Annotated in this window: 17 protein-coding genes; 7 read left to right on the plus strand and 10 right to left on the minus strand. The window is 48.1% G+C overall.

Annotated features, from left to right (window positions below):
* Window positions 1–78: 78 nt before the first annotated feature.
* From gluQRS to sfsA, 3 genes are all read right to left on the minus strand, one after another.
* Window positions 79–990, minus strand: a complete 912-nt coding sequence (gene gluQRS / locus ACXAFQ_RS19865; RefSeq protein ID WP_474825112.1) for a tRNA glutamyl-Q(34) synthetase GluQRS — start codon at window positions 988–990, stop codon at window positions 79–81.
* Between the two features lie 69 nt (window positions 991–1,059).
* Window positions 1,060–1,509: an RNA polymerase-binding protein DksA gene (gene dksA, locus ACXAFQ_RS19870; RefSeq protein ID WP_070126290.1), complete on the minus strand. Its 450-nt coding sequence runs from the start codon at window positions 1,507–1,509 to the stop codon at window positions 1,060–1,062.
* 223 nt (window positions 1,510–1,732) lie between these two features.
* Window positions 1,733–2,434 carry a DNA/RNA nuclease SfsA gene (sfsA, locus tag ACXAFQ_RS19875; protein WP_474825113.1) on the minus strand — a complete coding sequence of 234 codons (702 nt, stop codon included), beginning with the start codon at window positions 2,432–2,434 and terminating at the stop codon, window positions 1,733–1,735.
* Window positions 2,435–2,554: 120 nt separating this feature from the next.
* Between sfsA and pepB the strand changes: the two genes are divergently transcribed.
* Window positions 2,555–3,844, plus strand: a complete 1,290-nt coding sequence (gene pepB / locus ACXAFQ_RS19880) for an aminopeptidase PepB (protein WP_474825114.1) — start codon at window positions 2,555–2,557, stop codon at window positions 3,842–3,844.
* Between the two features lie 74 nt (window positions 3,845–3,918).
* Here pepB and ACXAFQ_RS19885 read toward each other — a convergent pair whose 3' ends face one another.
* On the minus strand, window positions 3,919–4,101 hold the full coding sequence (locus ACXAFQ_RS19885; protein WP_070126208.1) for a MerR family transcriptional regulator: 183 nt from the start codon (window positions 4,099–4,101) through the stop codon (window positions 3,919–3,921).
* Window positions 4,102–4,277: 176 nt separating this feature from the next.
* Between ACXAFQ_RS19885 and ACXAFQ_RS19890 the strand changes: the two genes are divergently transcribed.
* Complete coding sequence (locus ACXAFQ_RS19890; RefSeq protein WP_070126209.1) at window positions 4,278–4,889, plus strand: YhgN family NAAT transporter; 612 nt, start codon at window positions 4,278–4,280, stop codon at window positions 4,887–4,889.
* Window positions 4,886–5,464 (plus strand): YjaG family protein, encoded by a 579-nt coding sequence (locus ACXAFQ_RS19895; protein WP_474825115.1) that lies wholly within the window; start codon window positions 4,886–4,888, stop codon window positions 5,462–5,464. Before ACXAFQ_RS19890 ends, ACXAFQ_RS19895 begins: the two co-directional genes overlap by 4 nt.
* Window positions 5,465–5,660: 196 nt before the next feature.
* Here ACXAFQ_RS19895 and rsmD read toward each other — a convergent pair whose 3' ends face one another.
* The gene (gene rsmD, locus ACXAFQ_RS19900) at window positions 5,661–6,251 is read right to left on the minus strand and encodes a 16S rRNA (guanine(966)-N(2))-methyltransferase RsmD (RefSeq protein WP_474825116.1); all 591 of its coding nucleotides are present in this window, start codon (window positions 6,249–6,251) and stop codon (window positions 5,661–5,663) included.
* 85 nt (window positions 6,252–6,336) lie between these two features.
* Between rsmD and ftsY the strand changes: the two genes are divergently transcribed.
* Genes ftsY through ftsX form a run of 3 tightly spaced genes read left to right on the plus strand, consistent with a single transcriptional unit; the run spans window position 6,337 to window position 9,535 of the window.
* Complete coding sequence (gene ftsY, locus ACXAFQ_RS19905) at window positions 6,337–7,824, plus strand: signal recognition particle-docking protein FtsY (protein WP_474825117.1); 1,488 nt, start codon at window positions 6,337–6,339, stop codon at window positions 7,822–7,824.
* Window positions 7,825–7,868: 44 nt separating this feature from the next.
* Window positions 7,869–8,555, plus strand: coding sequence for a cell division ATP-binding protein FtsE (ftsE, locus tag ACXAFQ_RS19910; protein ID WP_474825118.1), 687 nt, complete (start codon window positions 7,869–7,871; stop codon window positions 8,553–8,555).
* Complete coding sequence (ftsX, locus tag ACXAFQ_RS19915) at window positions 8,555–9,535, plus strand: permease-like cell division protein FtsX (protein WP_474825119.1); 981 nt, start codon at window positions 8,555–8,557, stop codon at window positions 9,533–9,535. The genes ftsE and ftsX overlap by 1 nt, the downstream gene beginning before the upstream one ends.
* A 41-nt stretch (window positions 9,536–9,576) precedes the next feature.
* Here the strand turns inward: ftsX and ACXAFQ_RS19920 are convergent, their stop codons facing one another.
* Window positions 9,577–10,815, minus strand: coding sequence for an EAL and HDOD domain-containing protein (locus ACXAFQ_RS19920; protein WP_474825120.1), 1,239 nt, complete (start codon window positions 10,813–10,815; stop codon window positions 9,577–9,579).
* A 523-nt stretch (window positions 10,816–11,338) separates the two neighbouring features.
* Here ACXAFQ_RS19920 and rpoH point away from each other — a divergent pair.
* On the plus strand, window positions 11,339–12,193 hold the full coding sequence (rpoH, locus tag ACXAFQ_RS19925) for an RNA polymerase sigma factor RpoH (protein ID WP_070126216.1): 855 nt from the start codon (window positions 11,339–11,341) through the stop codon (window positions 12,191–12,193).
* Between the two features lie 40 nt (window positions 12,194–12,233).
* Here the strand turns inward: rpoH and ACXAFQ_RS19930 are convergent, their stop codons facing one another.
* Genes ACXAFQ_RS19930 through ACXAFQ_RS19945 form a run of 4 tightly spaced genes read right to left on the minus strand, consistent with a single transcriptional unit; the run spans window position 12,234 to window position 14,661 of the window.
* Complete coding sequence (locus ACXAFQ_RS19930; RefSeq protein WP_474825121.1) at window positions 12,234–12,428, minus strand: YrhK family protein; 195 nt, start codon at window positions 12,426–12,428, stop codon at window positions 12,234–12,236.
* Between the two features lie 10 nt (window positions 12,429–12,438).
* Entirely contained in the window at window positions 12,439–12,897 is a 459-nt protein-coding gene (locus tag ACXAFQ_RS19935) for a carboxymuconolactone decarboxylase family protein (RefSeq protein WP_474825122.1), read from the minus strand.
* 41 nt (window positions 12,898–12,938) lie between these two features.
* A complete protein-coding gene (locus tag ACXAFQ_RS19940; protein ID WP_474825123.1) occupies window positions 12,939–13,757 on the minus strand; it encodes an AraC family transcriptional regulator in 819 nt (272 codons plus the stop codon).
* Window positions 13,741–14,661: a bifunctional GNAT family N-acetyltransferase/hotdog fold thioesterase gene (locus ACXAFQ_RS19945; RefSeq protein ID WP_070126220.1), complete on the minus strand. Its 921-nt coding sequence runs from the start codon at window positions 14,659–14,661 to the stop codon at window positions 13,741–13,743. Before ACXAFQ_RS19945 ends, ACXAFQ_RS19940 begins: the two co-directional genes overlap by 17 nt.
* Window positions 14,662–14,791 lie beyond the last annotated feature (130 nt).

The following is a 14,791-nucleotide window of genomic DNA, read 5'->3' on the forward strand; positions in this document are numbered from 1 at the left end:
GTCCTTGTTAAGAACCCGTTTTACCGTTTTTAACACGCGCGTAATGATGATGCTGTCTCCAAAAAAATGGGGCTGAAACTAAAAAGTCGTATGATAAGTGGATTCTGTTGCAGCGACAATAATTTCCCGCTGCCGAGGAAGTTTATCACAATTCCAGTGCTCAATTGCCCATTGTAGCACGCCGTTTACCGATTCGTTTAGCAGGCTATTCGGTACAGGCAAACCGAGAAAGGCCAGTGCCAGGTGAAGGTTCTCTGCTGCATGGGCATTGTCTAATGCCGTGGCATGGTTCTGCTTGCTTAGCTTTCTACCTTCGGCAATAGAAGCTACCGGAATATGAGCATAGCGGGGAGGAACTTCATTTAGCAAGGCATACAGGCTGAGATGCGTCGCAGTGGTGGTAAGTAAGTCGCTGCCGCGCACAATATCGGTAATACCTTGGAAAATATCATCCAGCACTACAACCAGGTTATAAGAAAACAGGCCGTCCCGTCGCTTAAGTACCGTATCTTCCAGAGCGTGTTCATCTTTTACCGTAATATCGCCGAGTATACGGTCGCGAAACTGGTTTACCGGCATATCTAGTTTCAGCCGTATCGCCGCCCCTTCACTGCTATGCTGACTGTGGCGACACGTCCCCTGATAAATACCACCGGTTTCCTTAATCTTTTTGCGCGTACAGGTGCAATAATACGCCATACCTTGGGCGACAAGTTTATCTACTACGGCTTGATAACGCGCGTGTTGCTGTGACTGGTAAATCACCTCACCGTCCCACGTTAAACCGTGAGCTTCAAGGGTTTGTAGTATGAGCTGGTCTGCGCCGATAATGCATCTGGGTTCATCGATATCTTCCATGCGAAGCAACCATTTACCATGATTAGCACGGGCATCGAGAAAACTGGCTAGCGCGGCAACAAGAGAGCCAAAATGGAGCGGGCCGGAAGGCGAAGGAGCAAATCTGCCGATGTAAAGGGAGGAACCGGTCATGATTTTAAGCGTAAAAAAGTTAGAAGTGCAGATCCAAGACCTGCACCTTCTTAAATAACAAAGCAGAGATTAGCCTTGCAGCTGTTTCTCTTTGATCTCAGCCATGGTTTTGCAGTCGATGCATAAGTCAGCAGTCGGACGTGCTTCCAAACGACGGATACCAATTTCGATACCGCACTGATCACAGAAACCGAAATCATCGTCTTCGATGCGACGCATGGTTTTCTCAATTTTCTTAATCAGTTTACGTTCACGGTCACGTGTACGCAGTTCAAGGCTGAATTCTTCTTCTTGAGCGGCACGGTCTACCGGATCAGGGAAGTTAGCAGCTTCGTCTTTCATGTGCGTTACTGTGCGATCAACTTCTTCACGCAATTGGTCACGCCAGGCTTTCAGCAACAAACGGAAATGTTCCATTTGTGCATCGTTCATGTACTCTTCGTCAGGCTTTGGCTGGTAAGGCGCAAGGCCGGCTAAGGCTAAAAGGCCCAGGGATTTCGTTTCTTTTCCTGTTGGCATGTGCCACATCTCCTACACTACGACACCCATAGTTATTGTCCTGAACAACCCAGTATCTATAGCAGAATCACTATGTTCAGGCAACGTTGGTGTCAAAGTTACCCTTCCGTTAATCACTGCATCCAATGCTTATCGATGCAAAGCGCCGGTGGCGTTTATACACCACTACGGTAAAAAGCAATGCGCAAATATGGCGTCCATCTGCGAAATTGCAACTACTTTTTCACAAAATAACAGGGAGTGTTTGATTTACTTTGATATTTTGTTCGTTGATCTCGCAGCCAACCGCGATTATCCGCATGCCTTTTCCATGAGCATCGTTTACGGCGGCAGCATATTTAGGATCAATATGTTCTGCTGGGCGCACGCTGGTAATACCGGTGTGTTGTACACAGAACACCAATGTGGTTGCCACCCCGCTGGCCGCTAAGTTACCTAATGTCTCACAATGTTTTGCTCCCCGGTCGGTTTTCGCGTCCGGAAAGTAGCCCTTATTATCGGACAGAAGTGTGACAGACTTTACTTCTATGTAAGCATCGCCTGCATCTGTATAAACGCAAAAGTCGAAACGACTGTCTGCGCCTGGCGGTGTCACCTCAGCTTTCCACCCATTGATCGCAGAAAAAGCAGGGATGACCTTGTTATCCAGTGCCTCCGCTACCAGTTTATTAGCATTGTGGGTGTTTATGCCGATAAAATCGCTATTAAAGGTTTTAGCCAGTTCCCAGGTGTAGCCGAGTTTTCGCTTCGGATTATTTGAAGGGGACAGATAAACGTCGAACCCTGGCTCGGCGCAGCCTGTCATGGCACCAGTGTTAGGGCAATGGGCAACCACTATTTCGCCGTTGTCGAGTTCGACATCAGCTAAAAATCGTTTGTACCGGCGAATAAGCTTTCCGTGTAGTAACGGCGTAGTAAACTGCATACAGACCACAAATTATTTTGATTTAAATAAAGGCATGCTGAATTTCATACCCGCGAACCTGTTACGTTCGCAATCAATGAATCCAGTGTGCCCAGTGTAACAAGCAAATAAGGAATTGTTATGTCGATTTTTTCCGTATCGCTTTCTTCTGATAAAGCGCCTGCCCATTGGGGCGAAAATGCAAAACTGAGCATGACGGCTGAGGGGGCCGTAGTGCATGTAGGTGGCGCTAGCGATACCGCGCGGGTGATTCGTCAGGCTGGTCGTCGTATCGATGGCTTGGGTATTGCTGAAGTGAAACTGAGTGGCGAATGGAGCAAAGATCAGCAGTGGGCGTTCGCAATGAGCTACACCCGTGCTCGCAAGCCGGGTTCAATTATCTGGGCAGAAACAGCCGATAAAGACGAGCTTGAGCGTTGCTATGCCGCCTTGCTGTTTACCCGCAGCCTGGTAAACGATACTCCGGAAGATCTGTCACCTGAAACGCTGGCTTTGCGTGCGGCGCAGTGGATTGAATCCTTGGGCGGTGACAAAGTTACCGTGTCGACGATTGTTGGTGAAGCGCTGAAAGAAGCGGGCTGGACCGGTATTTATAATGTAGGTCGCGGCAGTGAGCGGCCCCCTGTGTTCTTAGAGCTAGACTACAATCCTTCTGGCAAAGAAGACGCGCCGGTAGATGCCGTGTTGGTCGGAAAAGGCATTACTTTCGATAGCGGTGGTTACAGCATTAAATCCAGTGAAGGTATGCTGGACATGAAATGTGATATGGGTGGCGCAGCCACCGTCACTGGCGCGCTGGGTTTGGCAATCAGCCAGGGCTTAAACAAGCGCGTGAAGCTACTGCTTTGTTGTGCTGAAAACCTGATCAGTGGCCATGCCTACAAGTTGGGTGATGTGCTGACCTACAAAAACGGCCTGACGGTAGAAATCGTGAACACCGACGCCGAAGGCCGCTTGGTACTGGCTGACGGTTTGATCCGCGCAACGGAAACCGGTGCTCCACTTATCATTAACGCCGCCACCTTAACGGGTGCGGCTACCGTTGCACTGGGCAACGAATATCATGCAGTATTCAGTATGGATGAAAAAGCCCGAGCCGCCATGCTTGATGCGGGTAAAGCTGAGAACGAAGGGTTCTGGCCGCTGCCAATTGAGAAATTCCACCAAGACAAGTGTCCGTCAGCGTTTGCTGATACCGCAAACAGTCGTCCGATGAAGGGCGGTGGTGGCGGTGGTGCTTCTAATGCCGCTGGCTTCCTGTCTCGTTTTGTTAACGAAGAAGGTATTGGCTGGGTGCACCTCGACTTAGCCGCGGCGTATCACGGTAGCGCAACCGCAGAAATGCCTGCGGGAGCAACGGGAATTGGCATTCGCAGTATTGCCAGAATGTTGCAGGATTATCAGGGCTGATAGAGCCTTTGAACGACCAGGCCGGTAATGGAAACGTTACCGGCTTTTTATTTCTTTTCAGATAATGTGAGAGGCTATATACCGCCGAGGCGCTCGGCCAGCTGTTTATAACGGGCAACGTCATCTTCTTCAAAAAGCGGTTTGCCATCTTCAGATTTACTTTTCGCAATTAAAAGGTGCTCACGTTCCAGACGCTCTACCCGGATAGGTTGTACGCCAAGATAATTTGCCACTTCTTCTATAGACATCATACTCATGGTTTTCATTCCTGATTGATTAGATAGTAAAATCAACGCGTAAATGCGACAATCCCGCGCTCATTCAGCCTTGCCTGCCGAAGCTTTCTGGATCTGATTTGCATTTGCCGGAAATTTAAAAATAGCAGTGCATGCTGTTAAGTCCAATTTCATATCACTTTAGGAGTCAATCGTTAATGGATACCTGGTCTGCGGCCATCATGTTATTTCTGATTATGGATCCGCTAGGTAATCTGCCGGTGTTTATGTCGGTACTCAAAAGTATTGAGCCGAAACGCCGAAGAGTGATTTTAATCCGCGAGTTAATTTTCGCCTTGGTGATTCTGCTCATCTTTTTATTCAGCGGCCAAGCGGTGTTGGATTTTCTGAATGTACGGCAGGAAACTGTAAGTATTGCTGGTGGTATCATTCTGTTTTTGATTGCGCTTAAAATGATTTTTCCTCCGCAGTCTGGTAATGCACTTGGATTAGCGGTGGGTGAAGAACCTTTTCTGGTGCCACTGGCAATCCCGATGATTGCAGGCCCGTCGACGCTGGCAGCATTGATTCTGCTGGCAAATCAAGGGCCAAATCGTATGCTCGACTGGACGTTGGCATTAGGTGGTGCTTGGCTCATCAGTGCGATAATTCTGCTATTTTCAGAAGTGTTCCATCGGTTATTAGGTGAAAGAGGTCTCACGGCCATGGAGCGACTGATGGGAATGATTCTGGTTATGATCTCAATTCAAATGTTTTTAGATGGCATTAGCCACTACCTGGTTCACGCGTCAGGAGCGTTGCAACAATGAAAAAACTGTCAACTTTTGCCCGTGTAAGACAGCTGGAAGGCTGGCAAGCGGTAGCCTTCAGCGCAGCGCTGCTAGAGCGTATGTTACCGAACTACGCATTATTCAAAGAAGTGACCGGTTACGATGACGAAGGCGTGTGTGCGAATTGCCTGTCGTTGTTGTGGGAATCGGTGCGTAGCCCGAAAAGTAAAATTAACTTCTCTCTGCAGCTGGAAAAAGTGGAACTGGTCACGCCGGATACGGCAGACTACGACACTTTTGGTGTATATCCAGCTATCGACGCCACCATTGGTCTGGCGGCGGCAATTGGTTTAGTACTGAAGCAAGATTTACAAGGTGCTGTAGTAGTAAGCAAACTGTCTCAGGGCAGTGTGGAAGCCTATTTGCTGGCCTCTGGCGTCGACGAAGAAGAAATTAAAGGCCATCCACTGATGGTTTTCGAAGTGGAACTGCAAAACACCATGCTCGACCTGCTGGAAAAAGACGGCAGCCCTCTGGCCACCTGCGATAAACTCAAAGCCCTCGCCCTCGAAGAAGGCATCTCCAACATCGGCCTCGAAATCAATCCTGAGTGAGCGAGCGGATCGCGGCCGGTGACAGCTGAAGCAGAGCGCTGACGCCGGGAAGGCATTGTTGCCGGAAACACGCAAACCCCATCCCTGGGGCTCGACTGCCGCATCCCAGCGGCAGACGGTTTCCGGCAACAATACCTTCCTTCGGCTATGCGTTCTGATTGGCATCATCAGGGATGCCGCGCTTCACTGCTCGCCTTTAGTCTTCCAGTGATAACAGGCAGTACATCACCTGAGCGAGTTTCTTTTCTTTGATAACTTGCAGGCGCTCGCTGATGAGCGGGGAAGGAGCGCTGATTTCCTGTTCAACGTAAATTACACCGTCAGGCTTTAGCAGGTTCCGTTCTACAATCGCTTTTAATACCGGTTCAACCAGGCCTTTGTTGAAGGGCGGGTCGATAAAAATAATATCGAACTGCTTGTCTGTTGATGTCAGTACTTGTACTGCATCGCCGTTTATCACCTCACCACTGGCTGACAACGTCGAAAGGTTGGTTTTCAGCTGGGTGGCCACATTTCGGTCTTTCTCAATAAATGTGCAGTAACCTGCGTAGCGGGAAAGGGCTTCAAAGCCCAGACCGCCAGAGCCGGCAAAGGCATCCAGGCAGTGCGCTTCAGGCAGATCATGCATCAACCAGTTGAACAAGGTTTCTTTGTTGCGATCGGTTGTTGGGCGCAGTCCGTCTACGTCTGCCACGGGCAGTTTTCGGCCGCGATACTGGCCTGAAATGATCCTGACGTTGCCTGATTTCGTCTTTTGTATCTGAGGCTTTCTGGAGACTCGCTTCATAGGGGCTGACAATGTATGATAACGGCTATTGAAAGCCGGCCAGTGTAGCCGAATTTTGCCGATTTACTAAGGATTTGACCAAACAATGTCGAAACTTTTTGGCTGGTTCAGAAAGAACAAGCAACCTGAAAAAGAACAAAGTGAAGTAAAACCGCAAGAAAGCACCGCGGTTGAGACGCCAGCAACAGAAGTGCCTGAGCCCGCGCAAAGTAACGTTGAAGCAGAGGTTCCTGCCGAAGAAACGAAACCTGAAGAAGCTGCACAGAATGAATCTGTGGTTGAAGCGAAAGTCGATGAGCCGGTTGAACCTCAGGTCATCCTTCAAGCCCAACCAGAGAGTACGGCTGCCGAAAAACATGAACCCGACGTGCCTGCATTTGATGAGCCTGTAGAGCCGTCAATACGGAAAACTGTGCCTGAGGATGCATCGGGGCCGGGATGGGTTGAGTCTGAGAAAGTTACCCAGCAGGTAAAACAAGACGACGTTCAGCCGGAAGTGGTTGCTGACGAAGACATTACGCCAGTTGTCGCCGCCGTGCCGGAGCCAGTATCCGAAACGGAGCAGGAGCCGGAAGTAGAAGTAGAACCTGAGCCGATTATTGAAGCAAAGCCAGAACCGAAAGAAGAAAAGAAATCTCTTTTCAGTCGTCTGAAAGCGAGCTTATCTCGCACTAAAGCGAATTTGGGTAGCGGTTTTGTTAGTTTGTTTCGTGGTAAAGCCATCGACGATGATCTCTACGAAGAGTTGGAAACCCAGTTATTGGTTGCTGATGTGGGCATGGACACCACACAGAAAATCATCAATAAGCTCACCGATAGCGCCAAGCGCTCGCAGTTGAAAGACGCAGAGGCTCTGGTCGACATCCTGAAAGGTCAGATGCGCGATATGCTCAAATCCGTTGAGCGTCCGCTGGTTGAAGACATGAAGAGTCATGATGCTAGTACCGGGCCTTACGTCATTTTAATGGTAGGTGTGAACGGTGTGGGTAAAACCACTACCATCGGTAAGCTGGCTAAGCAGTTCCAACAGCAGGGCAAGAAGGTCATGCTGGCCGCCGGTGATACCTTCCGTGCCGCAGCGGTAGAGCAGCTGCAAGTGTGGGGCGAGCGTAACAAGATTCCTGTAATCGCGCAGCCTACGGGCTCTGACAGCGCGTCGGTACTTTTCGATGCCTTGGAAGCCGCGAAATCACGTGGAACCGATATTCTTATTGCGGATACCGCAGGACGTTTGCAAAACAAAAACAACCTGATGGAAGAGCTGAAAAAAGTCGTACGGGTAATGAAAAAGCTGAACCCGAATGCCCCACATGAAGTGATGCTGACTTTGGATGCCGGTACTGGCCAAAATGCGGTGAGCCAAGCGAAACTGTTTAATGAAGCCGTGGGTCTGACGGGTTTAACATTAACCAAGCTAGATGGCACTGCCAAAGGTGGCGTGATTTTCTCAATCGCCGATCAGTTTGGTATTCCTATCCGCTACATCGGTGTGGGTGAAGGCATTGACGATTTGCGCACTTTTAATGGCGACGAATTTATCGATGCTCTTTTCAGCGAGACCGAAAACGATTAACGTAACTGTTTTATCAGCCTTTTTCATCGTTGTAGGACGAGTAGATGATCAAATTTGACCAGGTGAGTAAAACCTATCCCGGCGGACAGCTCGCGTTGTCGAAAGTGAGCTTTCACATTGAGCCCGGTGAGATGGCGTTTTTAACTGGTCATTCAGGAGCCGGTAAAAGTACCTTGCTCAAGTTGATCAGCATCATGGAACGTCCCAGTGTAGGAAAAGTGCTGATTAATGGTCACGATCTCAATCAAATAAAGCGTCGGCAGATTGCTTTTATTCGTCGCGATATCGGCATGATTTTCCAAAGTCCTCACCTTCTCGACTCCAAAACAGTATTCGATAACGTGGCACTGCCGCTGATCATTGAAGGTTATACCCGCAAAGAAACCTCGAAGCGGGTAGAGGCGGCATTGGAGATGGTCGGCTTGCGTGACAAAGCCCGTAGTTTGCCTATGATGCTTTCCGGCGGTGAGGCCCAGCGTGTGGGTATCGCCCGTGCAGTCGTCAACAAGCCACCGTTGTTACTCGCTGACGAACCTACCGGTAACCTAGACCCAAAACTCTCAATGGAAATAATCCGTCTGTTTGAAGATTTTAATCAGGCCGGTGTTTCTGTATTTGTCGCCACCCACGACCTGGGGCTCATTGCCAGAATGAAGTATCGCACCCTGACATTGCGTAACGGACAAATGATTACAGATGGGCTGAACGATGCCGCAGGAGAGGGGTGGTAATGAGTATTCTATTCAAAGGTCGTTCCCAGGGCGCTAGTGATACCCGTATAGGCATTGTGCAAATGATCACTGCCTTTTTTATCTCGCATGCCCGCCAGGCGTTAGGTAGTCTGGGAGAGCTTTGGCGGCAGCCTGCTGCATCGATCATGACTGTGGCGGTGTTGGGCTTGAGTATCACGTTGCCAAGTACCTTGTACATTCTGGTGAAGAACACAGAAAAAATCAGTGCTGGCTGGGATCAGGCCTCAGAGATCTCCTTATTTCTGAAAGAAGACACACCACCGGCCAGTGCACAGCAGTTGGTGGCCCGGCTTAATACCTGGCCGGAAATCGACAGCGTTACCTTTATTCCGGCTGATGATGCCCTTAAAGAGTTCCAGCATTTGTCTGGACTCGGTGATGCCATTGCCTATCTTGAGTCTAATCCACTTCCCGATGTAGTACTTATCTCGCCAAACGAGAAACACGCTTCACCCACTGCGGCGCGCATGCTGTTGGAAAAGCTAAAGAGTCAGCGTGAGGTAGACATTGGCAAACTCGATATTGAATGGCTAGAGCGCCTCTATGCGCTGCTTAATATTGCCCGGGAACTGGTATCTCTCATCGGTATCCTGTTGTTCGTGTCGGTGGTGTTAATCATCGGAAACACTATCCGCCTGAATATACTCAGTAAGCGTGAGGAAATTTTGGTGATGAAGCTGGTGGGCGCTACGGACGCCTTTATTCATCGTCCATTTCTCTATACGGGGTTCTGGTACGGGTTGCTTGGCGGGCTGATTGCCTGGCTTGCCGTTATTATCATCCTTTGGTGGATGGACAGCAGTATACAGGCATTTGCCAGCATGTATCAGAAAGAATTCAATATCACCGGCCTGTCAGGTACGGCCTTGCTTACCATGCTCGGGCTTTCAATTTTACTCGGTTTACTGGGGTCGTTGATGTCGGTGCAACGCCACGTGAGAGAAATCGAACCCCAGTAGCTTGATTCGCTACCGGGATTTAGCAGTATGCCTTTGTTACGTTAACGGATAACTGGCTTTGGGAAATAAGCCGAAATGGTTGAGCGTACACCGTTACCCCACTGAATGGCTTGGTTGTACATCATGTGCAGCTGTTTCTGATCGATATCCAGTGCCTTGGATTGTTTAATGATGTTCATCCAAAGCGCCCCTTCGAATGCCCGTGACAAGGTGATATAGCTATTAAATTCGTCAGATTTGCCCAACAGGGCATCATTCACTTCATCGGTCAGAGGCAGCTGTTTTAATACATCTGGCATGTCTTGATCTAACAACGCATCCAGCAATGAAAACAGTCCGATAAGGAAGCCAATTGGCGGGTTCAAATGTACGCCCCGTTGTTGAGAGAGCAAATCGAAAAACTTCGCTCGCACCAAAGACATGTGAATTAGCTCCAGTGGTTTGTCATCACTGAGGTTAGCCAATGATAACAGCGCGATAAACTTCTTAATTTCTACTTCGCCCATATAGGTCAAAGCGTGTTTTAGCGACGTAATTTTATAGCGCTTATTTATGGCCGGATTATTTATAAACTTCAGTAGCAAGAAGCTCAGTGCTGCATCCCGTTCAATAATCTGATTAATTCGGTTTAGATTAAAATCACTGCTGGCACTTTCACCCATTAGATCAACCAGGTTCATCTTCGACGCGGGAAGATGGCGCTGAATACGGGCTTCAGGCATGGCGAAGAAATAGCCCTGAAAGAAATCGAAACCCAGTGAACGGCAGCTATCAAAGTCTTCGTGGGTATTAACTTGTTCCGCAACCAGTTTGATATTCGAATCGATGTAGCGAGGAATGTTTTTCTCAATCAAATCGTAATTGGTGCGGGTAACATCCACTTTTACGATGTCAATCAGCGAAAAAATATCCTGTTTGCCGCTCAACATTAACGGATCGTCGATGGCCAGCTTAAATCCCAAATCTTTAATATGGGTACAGGCTTCAAGCAAGCCGGGCGTAGGTGCGTTAGGTTCATTAAGCTGAACAATCACTGACTCAGGGTTTAAAGACGTTGGAAAACGGGAGATCAGTGTGTCTGGATTAAAGTGAATAAAAGACTGCTTCTCGCCGGAGATGTCATCGAGACCCAACGGGTGAAAATGCTGGGCGATGTACTTTGCTTTCTCTGGCTCTAACTCTGGATACGCGCCACCCTTACCGTCGCGAAACAACAATTCGTAGGCGAAAACATCCTTTTCGCGATCTAGTATCGGCTGGCGTGCAATAAATGCGAACATACGACTGGCGTGTCCTTCCATCAGTGGTAAATATAATGATTCTGCACTACATGATCACCCTGTAATGCTGCAACAGCAAAGTATCAACTTTATCCTATAGGCCGCTGATTATCTATGGTTTCGTCATTCTTTTAACTTATGCACACCGCTTAATTGCAATAATCACCATATAAATAAAAAACTGAATACACGCCCAATTCGTAATAACTATAGTAGATGGTTTCCAACTTGCCTCGCAGCAAGGGCTTATGCATTAAGCTGTCACAATGCACTGATAGGTTGGATCGCAGCAAAATTACGTTTAATCGCGATCCGTTTTCACTATTTCATTCTACACTAACTGCCACTGAACGCTGCTTCATGCAGGTTTATCGCCACAAAGGAACTTTTTTGTGGTAAATCAGGTCTTGATATTTAGTAATTTGTCACTATATTCCTGAATTGGAATGATGTGCGACAATCAAGGACTCGAAAGGCACTTCTACCTTTGATATTATGAAGTGCTTAGCAAATTGAGGTGAATATGAGCAATAACATGCAAACAATGGCATTATCGGTGCCCCACAGCGGTAGCATCGAAGGCTACGTACAAGCTGTGAGCAGCATTGACATGCTCACTGCAGAAAAAGAAAGAAGTCTGGCATCGCGTCTGCGTGATGAAGGCGATCTTGAGGCAGCGAGACAGTTGGTAATGTCGCATTTACGCTTTGTTGTACATATTGCCAAGTCATACTCGGGTTACGGGTTACCTCAGGCTGATCTTATTCAGGAAGGTAACATTGGCCTGATGAAGGCAGTAAAACGTTTCGACCCTAGTGTAGGTGTGAGACTAGTATCTTTTGCTGTTCACTGGATCAAAGCTGAAATTCATGAGTTCGTGCTGAAGAACTGGCGCATCGTTAAGGTTGCTACCACCAAGGCTCAGCGCAAACTTTTCTTCAACCTGCGTAAAGCGAAAAAGCGCTTAGGCTGGTTTACTCATGAAGAAGTGCAAACTGTTGCAGACGAGCTGGGTGTAAGCACCAAAGAAGTACTGCAAATGGAAGCGCGAATGAGCAGTCAGGATCAGGCTTTTGATCTGAGTGCCGATGACGACGAAAATGGCAATTTTGCTCCTGTGCAGTTCTTAGAAGATAAAAGCACAGACGTGGAAATGGACGTTATCAATAACGATTGGGATACTAACGCCTCTAAGCGCTTGTATTCTGCCATTAAAACGTTGGATGAGCGTAGCCAGGACATCATTGAAACGCGCTGGTTAGCCGACAATAAGATTACGCTTCAGGATTTGGCTGATAAGTACCAGGTTTCTGCAGAACGTGTTCGTCAAATTGAAAAGAACGCGATGAAGAAACTGCAAGCGGCAATGGCTGCATAGCGTAAAAAATTTTAAAAAAAGCGCCTTAACGGCGCTTTTTTTATGCATTTTGTTTGAGATTTAAATAATCAGAAACACAAGCAACGATCCACAAAAGTGATCCCAACATAAACAAATACACGCCAATAACCGCGTAGTCTGCCAATGAAGGCAGAAAACATGTACTGCCTATCAGAAAAGAAAATCCAGCTAAAATGTTAATTACCAAACAAGTCTTGGGTTTGATGAATGGCATATCGTGCACCTTATTGGTTTGTCATTTCAGGAACGAATCCAAACCCGATGGAGATTCGGTTCCAACTATTGATTTCAAGAATAATGGTTGTGAGTTCGACAATCGCTTGCTTGTCGAAAACATCTGACACGACCGCAAAGTCAGCGTCTGTGACCCCATCGGTAACAGTTGTCAGGGTTTCAGCCCAATGCAGAGCACTTTGCTCTGCAGCTGAAAATGCATCGGGTACTTCTCTCCATGTTGCCAGGATATCTAATCGTTCCTGCAACTCACCCTCCGCGCGTAATTCTGCTGCATGCATATGCATACAGAAGGCACAGCCATTAATTTGAGAAACCCTCAGCCGAATTAATCCGATAAGCGAAGCCCCAAAAGGACTCACAGAGGATTGTTCACTTAATCCGGTCAGGTTCTTTAAGATGCGCGGTGCCAACCGATAAACATCGTTTTGGTCGATTCTTGTATACATAATATTCTCCGTCAAGTTTTAACGTTGAGAATAGAGGGGGGCTACTTTTTTATATTGGAAAAACGCGACATTTTTCGTTGTCGGTAGGCTGCCGGGGTTTCTCCGACAAACTGATGGAAGTGGTTAGTAAAATGCGCTTGATCAAAGTAGCCGCTTGTCAGTGCGACGTCGGCCAGTGAACCTGAGCTGTATATCAGTTGTTGTCTGGCTGTGAAGATGCGTGAGAATTGCCCCAATTCTTTAGGGGACAGACCAAGCACACGCTTACAAGTGCGCTGTAGTGTGCGGGAAGATACACCAAGCTGTCGTGCGATATCGGTATTGTGTTGCAACGGCGTGGCTAAGTTGCTGATAAGCCGCTCTCTGTCTTCGCTTACCGCCGAATTTTGATGCAATCGCTGTGTTAGCCATTGCAGCAAAATACGAACGCGCTCACAGTCAGGCGCAGCACAGACTTCGTCAACGGGTAGCGGCACATTTGACTGCAGTGAAGAAAAGCTGCTTATGGCGTCTCTGGGGAGCGATTCAGCGGGAATACCAAAGCATTCTGTAAAAGCACCAGGCAGGAAACGAATACTGATTAACGCATCGCCGGGTAATGTGACAAATGGCGCGGTGCGCGTACTGAAAAGAACACTGGCGTTGAGACTGTGATCTGAAAGGGTAAATGTCAAACTCACGCCGCCATCAGGATAACAACGCTCTTGTCTTGGCAGACAATGGGGATTGTCACTAAACCAGATTGAATGCAGCCAGCGTGAGAGACTGAGGGGCACCGGCACAAAGGCTATCTGCGCCGGCTTGAATGCGTCTGGAACCCCCGTGGGAACAACGTTTTTTGCGTTACTCTTCTTCGTCATTCTCTTTTTTCGGCGGTAATACCCAAAATACGCCACGGAATTCAGCCACAGCGTTATTGTCGTCCATAATATCCACTTGCAAGGTGAAACGGCATTTCTTTCGCTTTTCCAATGGCGCGAACTTGCCACTGAGCGATTCAATGTGACACATGGCCCGTGGCTTCATGGTGATGGGTTTGTGATAGTGTATATCGCCGTCACCTAATACTATCTCGCCCATTAGCTGGCGTTCTTTTAACTGCAGGAAAATCATTCCCCAGCCGGTTAAGGTGGCGAGTGAAAAAATGCTGCCGGCGAACATAGTGCCGTGAATATTAATATTCTTGTTCAGTGAAGCGCGGGTTTCCAGCGTACGACCGGTGTACTGGTGCAGCTTTATGCCCATGTGCTCAGTAATAGGAATAGTTTCTGTCCAGGTATCCTGAAGTTCTTTGCACCATTTCGGGTGCAGCATCACGATGCCCGGGTCTGTGAGTTTTTTCACCATTTGTTGGCGTTTGAGCATGCCCAGTTCATTGGGTGCTTCTCGCTCAATCACAAAACCGCAGGAGCTAAAAAAGTCGATGGAGGTTTCGCGGCTGTTGGTTACCGCGCGAATGGCGCCTAATTCCCGGGCAACGCCTTCCAGTGCACCCAGGATCATCTGACCCAAGCCGCGACGTAAATAGTCACCGTGCACGGCGATATGACGAATTTGTGCTTCTTCAGCGGTGTTCAGATGCACCCGGCCGGCAGCAACGATTTCGCCTTTGCCATTCATGATAACCCGGTGTTCTGCTACCTGTTCATACTCATCCCGTTCTGAGCCGGGGGCAAAATTCCAGGGCTTGCGCAGATATGTCCAGCGAAACGTGAAATATTGTTCTAGTTCTTCTTCAGTTTTCGGAGTGGCTACTCTAAACACAATATTAAAGCCTTATGTGATTACGACCGGTATCCATTTAACCCTATGGCACAGGTTGTTCACAAGTGCATTTATCAAAGAGCTTGAATATCCGAATCTATTGAGAGGATAAGTACGGGAAATAACGGCT

It is taken from the genome of Alteromonas sp. ABH2_165, assembly GCF_056159945.1.

Bases quoted from the DNA above. Each gene is read 5' to 3' on its own strand.
- ACXAFQ_RS19920 (WP_474825120.1), bottom strand. From the start codon at position 10,815: ATGTTCGCATTTATTGCACGCCAGCCGATACTAGATCGCGAAAAGGAT.
- dksA (WP_070126290.1), bottom strand. From the start codon at position 1,509: ATGCCAACAGGAAAAGAAACGAAATCCCTGGGCCTTTTAGCCTTAGCC.
- gluQRS (WP_474825112.1), bottom strand. From the start codon at position 990: ATGACCGGTTCCTCCCTTTACATCGGCAGATTTGCTCCTTCGCCTTCC.
- ACXAFQ_RS19930 (WP_474825121.1), bottom strand. From the start codon at position 12,428: ATGCCATTCATCAAACCCAAGACTTGTTTGGTAATTAACATTTTAGCT.
- ftsE (WP_474825118.1), top strand. From the start codon at position 7,869: ATGATCAAATTTGACCAGGTGAGTAAAACCTATCCCGGCGGACAGCTC.
- ftsX (WP_474825119.1), top strand. From the start codon at position 8,555: ATGAGTATTCTATTCAAAGGTCGTTCCCAGGGCGCTAGTGATACCCGT.
- ftsY (WP_474825117.1), top strand. From the start codon at position 6,337: ATGTCGAAACTTTTTGGCTGGTTCAGAAAGAACAAGCAACCTGAAAAA.
- sfsA (WP_474825113.1), bottom strand. From the start codon at position 2,434: ATGCAGTTTACTACGCCGTTACTACACGGAAAGCTTATTCGCCGGTAC.
- ACXAFQ_RS19895 (WP_474825115.1), top strand. From the start codon at position 4,886: ATGAAAAAACTGTCAACTTTTGCCCGTGTAAGACAGCTGGAAGGCTGG.
- ACXAFQ_RS19940 (WP_474825123.1), bottom strand. From the start codon at position 13,757: ATGACGAAGAAGAGTAACGCAAAAAACGTTGTTCCCACGGGGGTTCCA.
- ACXAFQ_RS19890 (WP_070126209.1), top strand. From the start codon at position 4,278: ATGGATACCTGGTCTGCGGCCATCATGTTATTTCTGATTATGGATCCG.
- pepB (WP_474825114.1), top strand. From the start codon at position 2,555: ATGTCGATTTTTTCCGTATCGCTTTCTTCTGATAAAGCGCCTGCCCAT.
- rsmD (WP_474825116.1), bottom strand. From the start codon at position 6,251: ATGAAGCGAGTCTCCAGAAAGCCTCAGATACAAAAGACGAAATCAGGC.
- ACXAFQ_RS19885 (WP_070126208.1), bottom strand. From the start codon at position 4,101: ATGAGTATGATGTCTATAGAAGAAGTGGCAAATTATCTTGGCGTACAA.
- rpoH (WP_070126216.1), top strand. From the start codon at position 11,339: ATGAGCAATAACATGCAAACAATGGCATTATCGGTGCCCCACAGCGGT.
- ACXAFQ_RS19935 (WP_474825122.1), bottom strand. From the start codon at position 12,897: ATGTATACAAGAATCGACCAAAACGATGTTTATCGGTTGGCACCGCGC.